This window comes from Pseudomonas mandelii (genome assembly GCF_002251635.1).
In the GTDB taxonomy this organism is placed as follows: domain Bacteria; phylum Pseudomonadota; class Gammaproteobacteria; order Pseudomonadales; family Pseudomonadaceae; genus Aquipseudomonas; species Aquipseudomonas mandelii_B.
In genome coordinates this window covers 13688-30027 of record NZ_NMOJ01000082.1, presented here as the reverse complement: position 1 = coordinate 30027, position 16340 = coordinate 13688, and the positions used below count along the sequence as shown (strand labels likewise).

Annotated in this window: 14 protein-coding genes; 9 read left to right on the top strand and 5 right to left on the bottom strand. The window is 60.0% G+C overall.

Translation table 11 applies throughout. The features are described from left to right. The first annotated feature begins 358 nt into the window (after nt 1-358). Nucleotides 359-640, top strand: coding sequence for an HU family DNA-binding protein (locus tag B7L09_RS11930; protein ID WP_094468976.1), 282 nt, complete (start codon nt 359-361; stop codon nt 638-640). Nucleotides 641-822: 182 nt separating this feature from the next. On the opposite strand, the gene rlmF is transcribed toward B7L09_RS11930, so the two are convergent. The 5 genes from rlmF to B7L09_RS11905 all read right to left on the bottom strand — a co-directional run bounded on the left by rlmF (nt 823) and on the right by B7L09_RS11905 (nt 7580). Continuing rightward, nucleotides 823-1845: a 23S rRNA (adenine(1618)-N(6))-methyltransferase RlmF gene (gene rlmF / locus B7L09_RS11925; RefSeq protein WP_094468975.1), complete on the bottom strand. Its 1023-nt coding sequence runs from the start codon at nt 1843-1845 to the stop codon at nt 823-825. A gap of 243 nt (nt 1846-2088) precedes the next feature. Then, entirely contained in the window at nt 2089-4935 is a 2847-nt protein-coding gene (locus B7L09_RS11920) for a valine--tRNA ligase (RefSeq protein WP_094468974.1), read from the bottom strand. Nucleotides 4936-5199: 264 nt separating this feature from the next. Next, nucleotides 5200-5592 (bottom strand): DNA polymerase III subunit chi, encoded by a 393-nt coding sequence (locus tag B7L09_RS11915; protein WP_094468973.1) that lies wholly within the window; start codon nt 5590-5592, stop codon nt 5200-5202. Nucleotides 5593-5600: 8 nt separating this feature from the next. Further along, a complete protein-coding gene (locus B7L09_RS11910) occupies nt 5601-6029 on the bottom strand; it encodes a DNA polymerase III subunit chi (protein WP_094468972.1) in 429 nt (142 codons plus the stop codon). A 60-nt stretch (nt 6030-6089) separates the two neighbouring features. Further along, the gene (locus B7L09_RS11905; RefSeq protein WP_094468971.1) at nt 6090-7580 is read right to left on the bottom strand and encodes a leucyl aminopeptidase; all 1491 of its coding nucleotides are present in this window, start codon (nt 7578-7580) and stop codon (nt 6090-6092) included. Between the two features lie 307 nt (nt 7581-7887). Here B7L09_RS11905 and lptF point away from each other — a divergent pair, with 307 nt between their 5' ends. The 8 genes from lptF to pdxJ all read left to right on the top strand — a co-directional run bounded on the left by lptF (nt 7888) and on the right by pdxJ (nt 16301). Then, nucleotides 7888-9006 (top strand): LPS export ABC transporter permease LptF, encoded by a 1119-nt coding sequence (gene lptF / locus B7L09_RS11900; RefSeq protein WP_094468970.1) that lies wholly within the window; start codon nt 7888-7890, stop codon nt 9004-9006. Beyond that, complete coding sequence (lptG, locus tag B7L09_RS11895) at nt 8999-10060, top strand: LPS export ABC transporter permease LptG (RefSeq protein ID WP_094468969.1); 1062 nt, start codon at nt 8999-9001, stop codon at nt 10058-10060. Before lptF ends, lptG begins: the two co-directional genes overlap by 8 nt. 172 nt (nt 10061-10232) lie before the next feature. Continuing rightward, nucleotides 10233-12032 carry a translation elongation factor 4 gene (gene lepA / locus B7L09_RS11890; RefSeq protein ID WP_032859966.1) on the top strand — a complete coding sequence of 600 codons (1800 nt, stop codon included), beginning with the start codon at nt 10233-10235 and terminating at the stop codon, nt 12030-12032. A 5-nt stretch (nt 12033-12037) separates the two neighbouring features. Next, nucleotides 12038-12892, top strand: a complete 855-nt coding sequence (gene lepB / locus B7L09_RS11885) for a signal peptidase I (protein ID WP_094468968.1) — start codon at nt 12038-12040, stop codon at nt 12890-12892. A 184-nt stretch (nt 12893-13076) separates the two neighbouring features. Next, on the top strand, nt 13077-13766 hold the full coding sequence (gene rnc / locus B7L09_RS11880; RefSeq protein ID WP_094468967.1) for a ribonuclease III: 690 nt from the start codon (nt 13077-13079) through the stop codon (nt 13764-13766). Beyond that, nucleotides 13759-14661, top strand: coding sequence for a GTPase Era (gene era, locus B7L09_RS11875; protein ID WP_034102340.1), 903 nt, complete (start codon nt 13759-13761; stop codon nt 14659-14661). Before rnc ends, era begins: the two co-directional genes overlap by 8 nt. Nucleotides 14662-14820: 159 nt before the next feature. Continuing rightward, a complete protein-coding gene (gene recO, locus B7L09_RS11865) occupies nt 14821-15510 on the top strand; it encodes a DNA repair protein RecO (RefSeq protein WP_094468966.1) in 690 nt (229 codons plus the stop codon). A gap of 47 nt (nt 15511-15557) precedes the next feature. Further along, on the top strand, nt 15558-16301 hold the full coding sequence (gene pdxJ, locus B7L09_RS11860) for a pyridoxine 5'-phosphate synthase (RefSeq protein ID WP_094468965.1): 744 nt from the start codon (nt 15558-15560) through the stop codon (nt 16299-16301). Nucleotides 16302-16340: the final 39 nt, after the last annotated feature.

Here is a 16340-nt window from a genome sequence, read left to right as displayed (position 1 = left end):
CCCGAAAAAGTGCCAAGTGTACCGCAACCACTGGTTTTGGCGCGGTTCGAAGGGTAATTCGCAGCCGTGCGACGGCCCTTATGCAGTTTTTTCCCGTTTTAGAGCAATAAAGCTGACCAAATGGGTATGTTGAGGCGGATATTTCCCCGTCTCTGTGCTAGTTTTGCCCCGTCTTACGCCAAGTCTCGGCGTTAAGCGTGCATTCAGCATCTGTCAGGTCGAACCAAACCCTGATTTCGGTATCTATAACCCCGATCCCGTGGTTATTGGCCGAGGGTGCCAGATCCNGAAGATCGGGCTCGATGGCTGACACTGCACTCTGCAATCCATATGAATTTGATAGGGAAGGAACACCACAATGGCTATTACTAAAGACCAACTGATCGCCGACATCGCTGAAGCTATCGACGCGCCAAAAACCACCGCGCGTAACGCTCTGGACCAACTGAGCCAAGTTGTTGCTGATCAGCTGGAAAACGGCGGCGAAATCACTCTGCCAGGCGTTGGCAAACTGAAAGTGACCGAGCGTCCAGCCCGTACTGGCCGTAACCCTTCGACTGGCGCCGCCATCGAAATCGCTGCCAAGAAAGTTATCAAGCTGGTTGTGGCCAAAGGCCTGACCGACGCTGTTAACAAGTAAGACGCAGTAAAAAAAGCCGTGCTCCGGAGCAATCCGGGCACGGCTTTTTTGTGCCATAAATTCTTCAATACCGCTAATCCCTGTGGGAGCGGGCTTGCCCGCGATGGCGGTGTATCAGTCGACTTTATTGGTGACTGACACACCGCCATCGCGAGCAAGCTCGCTCCCACAATTGGCCTGTGTTAGCCCTTGCGAGCCCAACGCTCGCGCCAGACCTGCTGCTCGGACTTGGTCTGGAAGGTCCACGCGACGAAGCGGCTTTGCTTCTGGCCCTGGGACATTTCCACGACCTGGCTTTCCAGAACACCGGCCTTTTTCAGCGCCGTCTGGATCGAAGGCAGGTTCGAAGCCTTCGACACCAGCGTGCTGAACCACAAGACTTTGTGCTGGAAGTGCGCACTCTCGGCGATCAACTGCGTCACAAAGCGTGCTTCGCCACCTTCACACCACAGTTCGGCCGACTGACCGCCAAAGTTCAGCACCGGCAGTTTGCGTTTAGGATCGGCGCGGCCCAGGGCGCGCCATTTACGCTCGCTGCCTTTGGTGGCTTCGTCCATGGACGCGTGGAACGGCGGGTTGCACATGGTCAGGTCAAAGCGCTCGCCCGGCTCCAGCAGGCCCAACAGGATGTGCTTGGGATTGCTTTGCTGACGCAACTGGATGGCTTTGTTCAGCCCGTTGGATTGCACGATGGCTTTGGCCGCGGCCACCGCCGTCGGGTCGATTTCCGAGCCGAGGAAGTGCCAGCGGTAGTCCATGTAGCCAATCAACGGATAGACACAGTTGGCGCCCATGCCGATGTCCAGCACCTTGACGATTGAACCGCGCGGAATCTTGCCGTCGTTGACGCTGGCCAGCAGGTCGGCGAGGAAATGCACATAGTCGGCACGGCCCGGAACCGGTGGACAGAGGTAGTCGGCCGGGATGTCCCAATGGGCGATGCCATAGAACGATTTGAGCAACGCCCGGTTGAACACCCGCACCGCATCCGGGCTGGCGAAATCGATGCTTTCCTTGCCGTAAGGGTTGATGATCACGAACTTCGCCAGTTCCGGCGTCGTTTTGATCAGCGCCGGGAAGTCGTAACGGCCTGTGTGGCGGTTACGCGGATGCAAGGTGGCCTCTTTACGCGGCTCAACGGCTTTGGCCGGGGTCGCGGAATCAGGCTTTTTACGCGCAGGGCGGGGTGTGCGGGGGGCGTTCATGGGTGTGGTCGATTCGGGTATGGCTGAAAGTGGCGGGTATTGTCCCACATTCCTTGCATTGAAAAGCTTTCCTGTGGGAGCTGGCTTGCCTGCGATGGCGGCCTGTCAGTCCACATAGTTGTTGTCTGACACTCCGTCATCGCGGGCAAGCCCGCTCCCACAGGGATTTTTGGTGTCTGGGAGAAAGCGTCGGGCATAAAAAAGGGAGGCCTCCAGGCCTCCCGTTTTCATTGCGATTCGCCGTTACAAACTGGCAATCCGCGCATGCTGCTCCGCCAACTTGCCCAAAGCCTGTTCAGCTTCAGCCAGTTTGGCGCGTTCTTTCTCGATGACTTCAGCCGGCGCCTTGTCGACGAACGCGGCGTTGGACAGCTTGCCGCCCACTCGCTGCACTTCGCCTTGCAGGCGTGCAATTTCCTTGTCGAGACGGGCCAGTTCGGCGCCCTTGTCGATCAGGCCGGCCATCGGCACCAGCACTTCCATGTCGCCGACCAGTGCGGTCGCCGACAGNGGTGCTTCTTCGCCGGCAGCCAACACCGTGATCGATTCGAGACGCGCCAGCTTCTTCAGCAGGGCTTCGTTCTCGGTGAGACGACGCTGGTCTTCGGCACTGGCGTTCTTCACGAATACGGCCAATGGCTTGCCCGGACCGATGTTCATCTCGGCGCGAATGTTGCGCGTGCCCATCATCAAGGTCTTGAGCCATTCGATGTCGCTTTCGGCGGCCTCATCAATGCGCGCTTCATTGGCCACCGGCCAAGGTTGCAGCATGATGGTCTTGCCTTCGACACCGGCCAGCGGCGCGATGCGCTGCCAGATTTCTTCGGTGATGAACGGCATGAACGGGTGCGCCAGGCGCAGCGCCACTTCCAGCACGCGCACCAGGGTGCGACGTGTACCGCGCTGGCGTTCGACCGGCGAGTTTTCGTCCCACAGCACAGGCTTGGACAGTTCCAGGTACCAGTCGCAATACTGGTTCCAGATGAACTCGTACAAGGCCTGTGCGGCCAGGTCAAAACGGAACTGGTCGAGCTGGCGGGTCACTTCGGCTTCGGTGCGCTGCAGCTGCGAAATGATCCAGCGATCAGCCAGGCTCAGCTCATAAGCCTCGCCGTTCTGGCCGCAGTCTTCGCCCTTGTCCAGTACGTAGCGCGCGGCGTTCCAGATCTTGTTGCAGAAGTTGCGATAGCCTTCGACGCGGCCCATGTCGAACTTGATGTCGCGACCGGTGGACGCCAGCGAGCAGAAGGTGAAGCGCAGGGCGTCGGTGCCATAGCTGGCGATGCCATCGGCGAACTCATCACGGGTCTGCTTCTCGATCTTCTTCGCCAGTTTCGGCTGCATCAGGCCCGAGGTGCGTTTTTGCACCAGGGTTTCCAGGTCGATGCCGTCGATGATGTCCAGCGGGTCCAGGACGTTGCCCTTGGACTTGGACATCTTCTGGCCCTGGCCATCACGCACCAGGCCATGCACGTACACGGTTTTGAACGGTACCTGCGGGGTGCCGTCCTCGTTCTTCACCAGGTGCATGGTGAGCATGATCATCCGGGCAACCCAGAAGAAAATGATGTCGAAGCCGGTAACCAGCACGTCGGTGGAGTGGAATTTCTTCAGGAATTCGGTCTGTTGCGGCCAGCCGAGGGTGGAGAAGGTCCACAGGCCCGAGCTGAACCAGGTATCCAGTACGTCGTTGTCCTGTTGCAGCGCCACGTCCGGGCCGAGGTTGTGCTTGGCACGCACTTCAGCTTCGTCACGGCCGACATAGACCTTGCCCGACTCGTCGTACCAGGCCGGAATGCGGTGGCCCCACCACAGTTGACGGCTGATGCACCAATCCTGGATGTCACGCATCCACGAGAAATACATGTTCTCGTACTGTTTAGGCACGAACTGAATGCGGCCATCTTCGACGGCAGCGATGGCTGGCTCGGCCAACGGCTTGGTCGACACATACCACTGGTCGGTCAGCCACGGCTCGATAACGGTCCCGGAACGGTCGCCTTTCGGCACTTTCAGGTTGTGATCGTCGATGCTGACCAGCAAGCCGGCGGCATCGAAGGCCGCCACAATCTGCTTGCGCGCTTCGAAACGGTCCAGGCCGGCGTATTCGGCCGGTAGCGTGCCGTCGATGCTTTCGTTAAGCGTGCCGTCGAGGTTGAACACCTGACAGGCCGGCAGGACGGCGGCGTTTTTGTCGAAGATGTTCAGCAGCGGCAGGTTATGGCGCTTGCCGACTTCGTAGTCGTTGAAATCGTGGGCCGGGGTGATTTTCACGCAGCCGGTGCCGAATTCAGGGTCGCAGTAGTCGTCCGCGATAATCGGGATGCGGCGACCAACCAACGGCAGCTCGACGAACTTGCCGATCAGCGCCTGGTAGCGTTCGTCGTTCGGGTTAACCGCGACGGCGGCGTCGCCGAGCATGGTTTCCGGACGGGTAGTGGCGACGATCAGGTAGTCGTTGCCTTCAGCGGTCTTGGCGCCATCGGCCAGCGGGTACTTGAGGTTCCACAGGAAGCCTTTCTCGTCGTGGTTTTCCACTTCAAGGTCGGAAATCGCCGTGTGCAACTTGGTGTCCCAGTTGACCAGGCGCTTGCCGCGGTAGATCAGACCGTCTTCGTGCAGGCGTACGAAGGCTTCTTTCACGGATTCCGATAGACCGTCGTCCATGGTGAAGCGCTCGCGGCTCCAGTCGACGGACGAGCCGAGGCGGCGGATCTGACGGCTGATGTTGCCGCCGGATTGATCCTTCCACTCCCAGACTTTCTCGAGGAATTTTTCCCGGCCCAGGTCGTGGCGATTCTGGCCGGTGGCTTCGAGTTGACGTTCCACCAGCATCTGGGTGGCGATACCGGCGTGGTCGGTACCCGGTTGCCACAGGGTGTTGCGACCCTGCATGCGGCGGAAACGGATCAACGCATCCATGATCGCATTGTTGAAGCCGTGACCCATGTGCAGGCTGCCGGTGACGTTCGGCGGCGGGATCATGATGGTGTAGGACTCGCCCGCGCCTTGCGGGGCGAAGTAATTCTCGGACTCCCAGGTCTTGTACCAGGAAGTTTCAATAGCGTGCGGCTGGTAGGTCTTATCCATGCGCGGCGGGACCCTAGTTGGCATTAATTCAGGAAAGCCGACAAGTATAGCGGGGCATGGGGCGGAGGGCGAGCAGGGGCGGACAGGGCGCTGTATCAAATACAGCGCTGATCTACTGTGGGAGCGAGCTTGCTCGCGATGGCGGTCGGTCAGTCAACATAGATGTTGAATGTNNCCCCGATAGCAGTGGGTCAGTGACTGATAAGCTGGCTGACCCGGCGCTATCGGGGGCAAGCCCCCTCCCACAGTAGATCCAGGTGTGGCTCAGGACTGGTATTGGCTGAGCAACCGCTCCATGCGCGCATCCAGCCGGCGCTTGATCTCGGTTTCGATATGCGGGGCAAAGTCGTCGATCACGTCTTGCATGATCAGTTGTGCGGCGGCGCGCAGTTCGTTGTCCAGGTGCAGCAGCAAGGCGTCGGGGCCTTTGCTGGCTGCGGGGGCCGGTTGCGCGGCCGGGGCAGGCGGTGTCGGTTCGACGGTCTGCGGTGCAGCGCTGACGGAGTCGAACAACATCGGAATCTGTTCCTGTTCGTCTTCATTGACCGTGTCGGTCAGCAAGGGCGGTTGCAGGTTGTCATCGCCGAGCAGTTGGCGGATCGACTCGAGGTCGTCCAGCAGGTGCGCGGACGTTTGTTGCGGTTTTGGAGTGTCCATCGGAATGCTCAGAGTCGCTGTANCCGGTGATCCTGCAGAGGATAGCCCTGTTCGCGATAGAAACGGAAACTCTCCCGCGCGGCCTGACGAATAGCCGGGTCTTCCACCACCACTTCCGCCACGCGGGCAAAAGCCTTGGCAAAGGTCGGTACTTTCAGGTCAAGGTTGACCAGCAGATCCTGATGCTGACCGCAGTCATCGCCAAGACCCAGGACAATCAAGCTATCCGGCTCACTTTCCGCAGGACCGTGAGGCACGAAGCTTTCGCCCTTGAAGGCCCACAGGCGGGCGTCGAGATCCTCTCGTTGGGCTGCATCGCTGCAATGCAGGTAGATGCGGTGGCCCATGCGCCAGGCTTTTTCGGTGAGTTTGCAGGCAAAGTCCAGGCGCGCAGAAGGATCGGCGCTGGGCAANATATAGAAGTCGACTTTGGTCATTGCGGTTCCTGAGCCCGGGGCTGCGTTACTCGAAAGCAACGCAGCCCGAGGTCATCGGTTTCAGGCTTTGGCGCGNTCCAGCAGGTACTGGGTCAGCAGTGGAACCGGACGGCCAGTGGCGCCCTTGTCCTTGCCGCCGCTGGTCCAGGCCGTGCCGGCGATGTCCAGGTGCGCCCAGTTGAAGTTCTTGGCAAAGCGCGACAGGAAGCAGGCCGCTGTGATGGTGCCGGCTTTCGGGCCGCCGATGTTGGCGATGTCGGCGAACGGGCTGTCCAGCTGCTCTTGATACTCATCGAACAGCGGCAGTTGCCAGGCGCGGTCGTCGGCAGACTTGCCGGCGCTGAGCAGTTGCTCGATCAACTCGTCGTTGTTACCCAGCAGGCCGGACGTGTGAGCGCCCAGGGCGACCACGCAGGCACCGGTCAGGGTGGCGATGTCGATCACGGCCTGTGGCTTGAAGCGTTCGGCGTAGGTCAGCGCATCGCACAGCACCAGGCGGCCTTCGGCGTCGGTGTTGAGGATCTCGACGGTCTGGCCGCTCATGGTGGTGACGATATCGCCCGGACGGGCCGCGCCGCCGCTCGGCATGTTCTCGGCACACGCCAGGATGCACACCAGGTTGATCGGCAGCTTGAGCTCCAGCACGGCACGCAGGGTGCCGAACACGCTGGCGGCGCCGCCCATGTCGTACTTCATTTCATCCATGCCGGCGCCCGGCTTGAGGCTGATGCCGCCGGTGTCGAAGGTGATGCCTTTGCCGACCAGGGCGTACGGCTTCTCGGATTTCTTGCCACCGTTGTATTGCATCACGATCAAGCGTGGTGGCTGGTCGCTGCCCTGGCCCACGGCGTAGAACGAGCCCATGCCCAGTTCCTTGATCTTCTTCTCGTCCAGCACTTCAACCTTCAAGGCCTTGAACTCTTTGCCCAGCGCCTTGGCTTGTTCGCCCAGGTACGTTGGGTGGCAGATGTTCGGCGGCAGGTTGCCCAGGTCGCGGGTGAACGACATGCCGGCGGCGATGGCCTGGGCGTGGGTCACAGCGCGCTCGACCTCAGCTTGGGCAGCCTTGATGGTCAGCAGGGTGATTTTCTTCAGGGCGCGGGGTTCGGCTTTCTGGCTCTTGAACTGGTCGAAGACGTAGCTGCCGTCCACCAGGCTTTCGGCCAGCAGGCGGGTCTTGCCGTAGCTGTCGCGGCCTTTTACCACGATTTCATCGAGTGCCAGCGCAGCATCGGCGCCGCCCAGGCCTTTAAGGGCGGTGAGGAGGGTGCTGATGATCTTGCGGAACGGGCGGTCGCCCAGTTCGGCGTCCTTGCCCACGCCCACCAGCAATACGCGGTCGGCTTTAAGGTTAGGCAGGCTTTGCAGCAACAGGCTCTGGCCGACTTTGCCGGCCAGGTCGCCGCGCTTGAGGACCGCGCTGATAGCGCCGCCGCTCAGTTCGTCCAGTTGCTTGGCGGCGACGCCGAGCTTGCGCCCTTCGCCGACGGCGACCACGAGGGTGGCGGTTTTCAACGTTTCGGGGCTAACGCTCTTTACAACCAGTTCCATGTCCGGGTCCCTGAATGAATGGTCAACGTGCGCGGGCAAAACGGCGGCGCACAGACGCTTGCTTATAGATAGAAAGACGCAGGTCACGGCCCGCGACAAAGGCCGCAGTTTGAACCTCGCTCCCTGCGCCTGACAACCCTCGGTTGTACGATCTTCAACGCATTACCCGCCTGCTTGAGCATGTGCAGTGACAGGCGCACCCAATCACAGGATAATGCGCCAACTTTTTCGGCGGCTCTGCCCTGCGGGCTGTCTGNTATGCTTGCTTGTTTGGCCGCCTTAGCCTGACAACCCTGGAGTGTCTGGTTTGATCGTCTTCCGTTATCTGTCCCGCGAAGTCCTGTTGACCCTGAGTGCCGTGAGTGCGGTATTGCTGGTCATCACCATGAGTGGTCGTTTCGTCAAATTCCTCGCCCAGGCCGCCTCGGGCGCTCTGGACCCAGGCTCGTTGTTCCTGATCATGGGCTTTCGCCTGCCGGGGTTTTTGCAACTGATCCTGCCGCTCGGCCTGTTCCTGGGCATTCTGCTGGCCTATGGCCGGTTGTACCTGGAAAGTGAAATGACCGTGCTCTCGGCCACCGGCATGAGCCAGCAGCGTCTGCTGGCCATGACCATGGTGCCCGCTACCGGCGTTGCGCTGGTGGTGGCGTGGTTGAGCATGAGCCTGGCGCCCCAGGGCGCCATGCAGTTCCAGCTGCTGCTGAACAAGCAGGATGCAATGACCGAGTTCGACACCCTGGAGCCGGGTCGCTTCCAGGCCTTGCGCGACGGCACCCGGGTGACCTACACCGAGCAGCTGTCGGATGACCGCATCAATCTGGGCGGTGTGTTCATTTCGCAAAAGAACATCAGTTCCGACAAGAAAGATCGCGGGATTTCCGTGCTGGTGGCCGAAAAGGGCCGTCAGGAAATCCGCCCTGACGGCAATCGTTACCTGATTCTCGATAACGGCTACCGCTACGACGGTAACCCGGGACAGGCCGACTACCGGGCGATCAAGTACGAGGAGTACGGCGTATTGCTGCCCAAGCCGGACGTCAGCGACGAAGTCACCGACCGCGATGCAATGACCACCCGTTCCTTGATAGGCAGCGATGACATTCGTTCGCGCACTGAACTGCAATGGCGCCTGTCCCTGCCGTTGCTGGTGTTCATCGTGACCTTGATGGCGGTGCCGCTGTCGCGCGTCAACCCGCGTCAGGGCCGTTTCCTCAAGCTGTTGCCAGCGATCCTGCTGTACATGGCCTACCTGAGCATCCTGATTGCCGCGCGCGGCGCCCTCGAAAAAGGCAAGATCCCGCCGGCGCTGGGGTTGTGGTGGGTTCACGGGATTTTCCTGGCTATTGGCCTGGGCTTGCTCTATTGGGAACCGTTACGCTTGAAGATGGCGAGTCGCCGCAGTGCGCTGGAGGTGGCCCGTGGTTAAGCTCGATCGCTACATTGGTAGCAGCGTATTCGTAGCTATCCTGGCGGTGCTGGGGATTATCCTTGGCCTGGCGACCCTGTTTGCCTTCATTGATGAGATGAGTGACGTCAGCGATACCTACACCTTGATGGACGTCTTGAGCTACGTCTTGCTGACCGCGCCCCGTCGTTTGTACGACATGTTGCCGATGGCGGCACTGATTGGTTGCCTGATCGGCCTTGGCAGCCTGGCCAGCAGCAGCGAATTGACCATCATGCGCGCCGCCGGTGTTTCCATCGGCCGTATCGTCTGGGCGGTGATGAAGCCGATGCTGTTGCTGATGGCGTGCAGTGTGCTGATCGGCGAATACGTCGCGCCGGCCACCGAAGTCACCGCTCAGGCCAACCGTTCCCTGGCTCAGGGTGGCGGCGACGCGCAGAGCGCCAAGCATGGTTTGTGGCATCGCCAGGGTGACGAGTTTATTCACGTCAACTCTGTGCAACCGAACGGTCTGCTGTACGGCGTCACCCGTTATCGTTTCGACAATGAACGTCATATGCTGTCGTCCAGCTTCGCCAAGCGGGCGAAGTTCGAGCAGGATCACTGGCAGTTGAGCGACGTGACTACCACGCTGTTCCATGAAAAGAGCACCGAAGTGGTCACCACCCCGGTCGAACGTTGGGATGTGGCCTTGAGTCCGCAACTGCTGAGCACGGTGGTGATGTCGCCTGACACGCTGTCGATCAGCGGTCTGTGGGGTTACATCCACTACCTGGCTGACCAGGGCCTGAGCAACGGCCGTTACTGGCTGGCATTTTGGGTCAAGGTGTTGCAGCCGTTGGTCACCGCCGCGCTGGTATTGATGGCTATTTCNTTCATCTTCGGGCCGTTGCGCTCGGTGACCCTTGGTCAGCGGGTCTTCACTGGCGTGCTGGTCGGCTTCACTTTCCGTATCGCCCAGGACCTGCTGGGCCCGTCGAGCCTGGTGTTCGGTTTCTCGCCGCTGTTTGCGGTGCTGGTGCCGACCGGTGTCTGTGCCCTGGCCGGTGTATGGCTGTTGCGCCGAGCCGGCTGATCCGGGGTTTTCCCGACCTCGCTGATGATAAAAAACGCCCCTGTCGCAAGACCGGGGCGTTTTTGTAGGTGCCGTCTGACCTGCGAACGTGACGCTTGCGTCGTGGATCAGGTACAATTCCCGGCTATTTTTCAGCGGGCAATCTGCCTGCAGCCTTTTTGAGTGTTGATCCGTGAGTGATTTGAGTCATATCCGCAATTTCTCCATCATCGCCCACATTGACCATGGCAAGTCGACGCTGGCCGATCGATTCATCCAGATGTGCGGCGGCCTTGCCGAGCGTGAAATGGAAGCCCAGGTCCTGGATTCCATGGACCTTGAGCGTGAACGCGGGATCACCATCAAGGCCCATAGCGTTACCCTGTACTACACCGCCAAAGACGGTATCAAGTACCAGTTGAACTTCATTGATACCCCCGGCCACGTTGACTTCACCTACGAAGTCAGCCGTTCGCTGGCAGCGTGTGAAGGCGCCTTGCTGGTGGTCGACGCCGGCCAGGGCGTTGAAGCCCAGTCCGTTGCCAACTGCTACACCGCGATCGAGCAGGGCCTTGAGGTCATGCCGGTGCTGAACAAGATCGACCTGCCCCAGGCCGATCCGGACCGCGTTAAAGAAGAAATCGAAAAAATCATCGGCATTGACGCCACCGACGCTGTCGAGTGCAGCGCCAAGACCGGCCTGGGCGTCGACGAAGTGCTCGAGCGCCTGGTCAAGACCATTCCTGCGCCAACCGGCAACTACGAAGATCCGCTGCAAGCGTTGATCATCGACTCCTGGTTCGACAACTACCTGGGGGTTGTTTCCCTGGTACGTGTGCGCCACGGCCGGGTGAAGAAGGGCGACAAGATCCTGGTTAAATCCACCGGCAAGATCCACCTGGTGGACAGCGTCGGCGTATTCAACCCCAAGCACACCGCTACCACTGACCTGAAGGCCGGTGAAGTAGGCTTCATCATCGCCGGTATCAAGGACATTCACGGTGCACCGGTCGGTGACACCCTGACCTTGAGCTCTACCCCTGATGTAGACGTGCTGCCGGGCTTCAAGCGCATCCAGCCGCAGGTTTACGCCGGCCTGTTCCCGGTGAGCTCCGACGACTTCGAAGACTTCCGTGAAGCCCTGCAAAAGCTGACGCTCAACGACTCGTCGTTGCAGTACACCCCGGAAAGCTCCGACGCCCTGGGCTTCGGCTTCCGTTGCGGGTTCCTCGGCATGCTGCACATGGAGATCATCCAGGAGCGCCTCGAGCGCGAATACGACCTGGACCTGATCACCACCGCGCCAACGGTTATTTTTGAACTGTTGCTGAAAACCGGTGAAACGATTTACGTCGATAACCCGTCCAAGCTTCCAGATCTGTCCTCCATTGAAGACATGCGCGAGCCGATCGTGCGGGCCAATATCCTGGTCCCGCAGGAACACCTGGGCAACGTCATTACCCTGTGTATCGAAAAACGTGGCGTACAACACGACATGTTGTTCCTCGGTACCCAAGTGCAAGTGACCTACGATTTGCCGATGAACGAAGTGGTCCTGGACTTCTTCGACCGTCTCAAATCCACCAGTCGCGGCTATGCTTCGCTGGATTACCATTTCGATCGTTACCAATCGGCTAATCTGGTGAAACTGGATGTGCTGATCAACGGCGATAAGGTTGATGCTCTTGCGCTGATCGTGCACAAGGACAACGCGCACTACAAAGGTCGCCAGCTGACCGAGAAGATGAAAGAACTGATTCCGCGCCAGATGTTCGACGTCGCGATCCAGGCCGCCATTGGCGGGCAGATCATTGCGCGAACCTCCGTCAAGGCTCTCAGAAAGAACGTACTGGCCAAATGCTACGGTGGTGACGTAAGCCGTAAGCGCAAACTGCTTGAGAAGCAAAAGGCCGGTAAAAAACGCATGAAGCAAGTGGGCAACGTGGAAATTCCACAAGAAGCCTTCCTTGCGGTGCTCAGGTTGGATAGTTAGGTCCTATGTCACTAAATTTCCCGCTGTTGCTGGTCATCGCCGTTGCCGTTTGCGGTCTCCTGGCGTTGCTCGATCTGCTGTTCCTGGCGCCTCGGCGCCGGGCTGCCATCAACTCCTATCAGGGGAGCGTCAGCCAGGCTGACATGGTAGTCGTCGAGAAACTGAACAAAGAGCCGCTGCTGGTCGAATACGGCAAGTCGTTCTTCCCGGTGTTGTTCATCGTGCTGGTGCTGCGTTCGTTCCTGGTGGAACCGTTCCAGATTCCTTCCGGCTCGATGAAACCGACCCTGGACGTCGGCGACTTCATTCTGGTGAGCAAGTTTTCTTACGGGATCCGCTTGCCGGTCATCGACAAGAAAGTCATCCCGGTCGGTGATCCGCAGCGCGGCGATGTGATGGTGTTCCGCTACCCTAGCGACCCGAACGTCAATTACATCAAGCGCGTAGTAGGCCTGCCGGGCGACGTGATTCGCTACACCAGCGACAAGCGTCTGTTCGTCAACGGCGAATCGATTGCCGAACAACTGGTCGGCTCCGAGCCGGGTACGCTGGGCAGTGCCGAGCTCTACAAGGAAAAACTCGGTGTCGCCGAGCACCTGATCCGCAAGGAAATGAGCCGCTATCGCGCATCGCCGGACCGNGAATGGAAAGTGCCGGCCGGGCACTACTTCATGATGGGCGACAACCGCGACAACTCCAATGACAGCCGCTACTGGGATGACCCCAACATTCCCAAGGACCTGCTGGGCATGGTTCCCGACGAGAACATTGTCGGCAAGGCCTTTGCCGTATGGATGAGCTGGCCGGAACCCAAACTCAGCCACCTGCCGAATTTCTCGCGGGTTGGCCTGATCAAGTAATCACACACGGCGCTGTTGAACACAGCGCCGAATGCATTTCTGGAGTCGACACAATCGGCGCCGAAAGCATGAAAACACTGATATTCAGGACGTAATTTTTGAACACAGCGTTAATTGTCCCAAGCCTGCGCCGCATCACGGCCATGGCGGTGGAATCCAGCCACGAACTCAGCGTGGGTAAACCGTGAGCGTCTCCTTAAGCCGTCTAGAGCGTCAGCTCGGCTACACCTTCAAGGACCAGGAATTGATGGTCCTTGCCCTCACACACCGCAGTTTTGCCGGGCGCAACAACGAACGCCTGGAATTCCTCGGTGATGCCATCCTCAACTTCGTCGCTGGCGAGGCGCTGTTCGATCGCTTCCCGCTGGCTCGCGAAGGCCAGTTGTCGCGTTTGCGCGCACGTCTGGTGAAAGGTGAGACGCTGGCCGTACTGGCCCGCGGTTTCGATCTGGGCGAATACCTGCGACTGGGCTCCGGTGAGTTGAAAAGCGGCGGGTTCCGTCGCGAGTCGATTCTGGCCGATGCCCTTGAAGCGTTGATCGGTGCGATCTACCTCGATGCGGGTATGGAGACGGCCAAGGAGCGCGTGGTTGCCTGGCTGGCTTCGGAGATCGAAAGCCTGACGCTGGTCGACACCAATAAAGATCCCAAGACCCGCCTGCAGGAATACCTGCAGTCGCGCGGTTGCGAACTGCCACGCTACGAAGTGGTGGATATCCAGGGTGAGCCGCATTGCCGCGTATTTTTCGTGGAATGTGAAATCACCTTATTGAATGAAAAAAGCCGAGGTCAGGGTGTGAGCCGTCGTATTGCCGAACAGGTAGCGGCCGCTGCAGCACTGATTGCCCTGGGCGTGGAGAATGGCCATGACTGATTCAACCGCAACACGCTGTGGCTATGTTGCCATCGTCGGCCGCCCGAACGTGGGCAAGTCCACGCTGCTGAACCACATCCTGGGCCAAAAGCTGGCGATCACCTCGCGCAAGCCGCAGACCACCCGCCACAACATGCTGGGCATCAAGACCGAAGGCACCGTGCAAGCGGTGTATGTCGATACCCCGGGCATGCACAAAGGCGGCGAAAAGGCCCTCAACCGTTACATGAACAAGACCGCTTCGGCGGCGTTGAAAGACGTCGACGTGGTGATATTCGTGGTCGACCGCACCAAGTGGACCGACGAAGACCAGATGGTTCTGGAACGTGTGCAGTACGTCACCGGCCCCTTGATCGTCGCGCTGAACAAGACCGACCGTATCGAGGACAAAGCCGAGCTGATGCCGCACCTGAGCTGGCTGCAGGAACAACTGCCGAACGCCCAGATCATGCCGATCTCGGCCCAGCACGGCCACAACCTCGACGCCCTGGAACGTGTGATCGCCGAGCACCTGCCGGAGAACGAGCACTTCTTCCCGGAAGACCAGATCACCGACCGCAGCAGCCGTTTCCTCGCCGCCGAACTGGTACGCGAGAAAATCATGCGCCAGATGGGCGCCGAGCTGCCGTACCAGATCACCGTTGAAATCGAAGAGTTCAAGCAGCAGGGCAAAACCCTGCATATCCACGCGCTGATCCTCGTCGAACGTGACGGCCAGAAAAAAATCATCATTGGCGACAAGGGCGAGCGCATCAAGCGCATCGGCACCGAAGCGCGCAAGGACATGGAATTGCTGTTCGATTCCAAGATCATGCTTAACCTGTGGGTGAAGGTTAAAGGTGGNTGGTCCGATGACGAGCGCGCTCTGCGTTCGCTGGGTTACGGCGACCTGTAAACCCGACCTGAGCTTCACCGCAGAACCCTGTGGGAGCGAGCTTGCTCGCGATGAGGCCAGTACATTCAACATTGATGTTGNCTGACAGTCCGCCATCGCGAGCAAGCTCGCTCCCACATTGGTTTCCCGGTGAATTTAATATTTGTATCCCTGACTTCCATGTCCCAAACCCCACCAATCGGCCAACCCGCCTACGTCCTCCACTCCCGCGCCTACCGCGAAAGCAGCGCATTGGTGGACTTCCTCACGCCGCAAGGTCGGCTGCGGGCGGTGTTGCGCAGTGCGCGGGGCAAGGCGGGGACATTGGCGCGGCCATTTGTGCCGCTGGAAGTGGAGTTTCGGGGGCGGGGTGAGCTGAAGAACGTTGGGCGAATGGAAGCGGGCGGTGTTTCAACCTGGCTCAACGGCGAGGCCTTGTTCAGTGGCCTCTACCTCAACGAGCTGCTGATCCGCCTGCTGCCCGCCGAAGACCCGCATCCGGCGGTCTTCGATCACTACGCCGCGACGTTGCTCGCGCTGGCCGAAGGCCGACCGCTGGAACCGCTGTTGCGATCCTTCGAGTGGCGCCTGCTCGACGACCTCGGTTACGGTTTCGCCCTGACCACCGACATCCACGGCGAGCCCATCGCCCCGGACGGACTGTACCGTTTGCAAGTGGATGCTGGCCTGGAACAGGTCTACCTGCTGCAACCGGGCCTGTTCCAGGGCACCGAGCTGTTGGCCATGAGCGAAGCTGACTGGACCGCGCCAGGTGCCTTGTCCGCCGCCAAGCGTTTGATGCGCCAGGCGCTGGCCGTGCANCTGGGCGGTCGTCCGCTGGTCAGTCGCGAGCTGTTTCGAAAGCCCTGACATCCCCGTATGCTGTGCACCGTNTCTTTCTTTTCAGGAGCGCTTCCGTGACCACCAGCAATCGCATTCTTCTTGGCGTCAACATCGACCACGTCGCTACCCTGCGCCAGGCCCGGGGCACCCGTTACCCTGACCCGGTCAAGGCTGCGCTGGACGCCGAAGAAGCGGGCGCCGATGGCATCACCGTGCACCTGCGCGAAGACCGCCGCCACATCCAGGAGCGCGACGTGCTGCTGCTCAAGGACGTGCTGCAAACCCGCATGAACTTCGAGATGGGCGTGACCGAAGAAATGATGGCGTTCGCCGAGCGCATTCGCCCGGCGCATATCTGCCTGGTACCGGAAACCCGCCAGGAACTGACCACCGAAGGCGGCCTCGATGTGGCCGGCCAGGAAGCGCGGATCAAGGCTGCGGTGGAGCGCCTGTCGAAGATCGGCAGCGAAGTGTCGCTGTTCATCGACGCTGATGAGCGGCAGATTGAAGCGTCCCGTCGCGTTGGCGCGCCGGCTATCGAACTGCACACCGGGCGTTACGCCGATGCAGAGACGCCGACTGACGTGGCTGAAGAACTCAAGCGTGTGGCGGATGGCGTAGCGTTTGGCCTGGCTCAGGGGCTGATCGTCAATGCCGGCCATGGCCTGCACTACCACAACGTGGAAGCGGTGGCCGCGATCAAGGGCATCAACGAACTGAACATCGGCCACGCCTTGGTGGCCCATGCACTGTTCGTCGGTTTCAAAGGNGCGGTATCGGAGATGAAAGCACTAATCCTGGCCGCCGCAAAAGCCTAAACCCGAACACAAAACCCTGTGGGAGCGAGCTTGCTCGCG

What these genes read in the sequence shown, in the direction of transcription:
- B7L09_RS11930 (WP_094468976.1), top strand. Translation starts at nt 359, where the DNA reads ATGGCTATTACTAAAGACCAACTGATCGCCGACATCGCTGAAGCTATC.
- rlmF (WP_094468975.1), bottom strand. Translation starts at nt 1,845, where the DNA reads ATGAACGCCCCCCGCACACCCCGCCCTGCGCGTAAAAAGCCTGATTCC.
- B7L09_RS11915 (WP_094468973.1), bottom strand. Translation starts at nt 5,592, where the DNA reads ATGGACACTCCAAAACCGCAACAAACGTCCGCGCACCTGCTGGACGAC.